1 protein-coding gene and 1 pseudogene are annotated in these 778 nt (G+C 44.1%); both read left to right on the forward strand.

The window, feature by feature from the left end:
- Window positions 1-228 (forward strand): annotated as a pseudogene (locus tag R7R78_RS25690) (acyl-[acyl-carrier-protein]--UDP-N-acetylglucosamine O-acyltransferase); the annotation flags it as partial.
- Window positions 229-338: 110 nt separating this feature from the next.
- On the forward strand, window positions 339-778 hold a 440-nt coding region (gene lpxB / locus R7R78_RS25695), incomplete at its 3' end, for a lipid-A-disaccharide synthase (RefSeq protein ID WP_225474566.1).

Genomic DNA, 778 nt, shown 5'->3' on the forward strand with positions numbered 1-778 from the left:
CAAGGTAACCATGCTACGCCGTTTGGTTTGAACCTAGTTGGCTTGAAGCGCAATGGTTTTGAGAAACCAGAAATTCGAGCACTACAAAAAGCGTACAAAGAAATTTACCGCTCTGGTAAAACGCTAGAAGAAGTGAAACCGATTCTTGCAGAAATGGCACAAGAATGGCCAGCTGTGAAGCGTTTTTCTGACATTCTAGAAACAACGGAACGTGGTATCATTCGTTAATTCGCGAATGAATCAATAAGTGGAAAAGATCGCGCCCAATTAGGGCTGCGGTCTTTTTGTGTTTTATGGATAAGGAATCCCTTATCCATAGTACATAGGGCGGAATCGATATGGAAAAACCATTACGTATTGGCATCATTGCTGGCGAGTTATCTGGTGACACGCTAGGGGAAGGCTTTATCAAGGCAGTGAAAGAACGATACCCGAATGCAGAGTTCGTTGGCATCGGTGGGCCAAAGATGATCGCGCAAGGCTGTGAATCTCTTTTTGATATGGAAGAGTTAGCTGTAATGGGTTTAGTTGAAGTGCTTGGACGATTACCTCGTTTGTTAAAAATAAAAGCTGAGCTTGTTAAGTACTTCACCCAGAACCCGCCAGATGTTTTTGTCGGAATTGATGCGCCAGATTTTAACTTGCGTATAGAGTTAGATTTAAAGCAAGCAGGCATTAAAACCGTGCACTACGTGAGCCCTTCAGTATGGGCGTGGCGTCAAAAGCGTATCTTCAAAATCGAGGCAGCGACCAACCTGGTACTGGCTTTTCTACCGTT

It is taken from the genome of Vibrio sp. 2134-1, assembly GCF_033339495.1.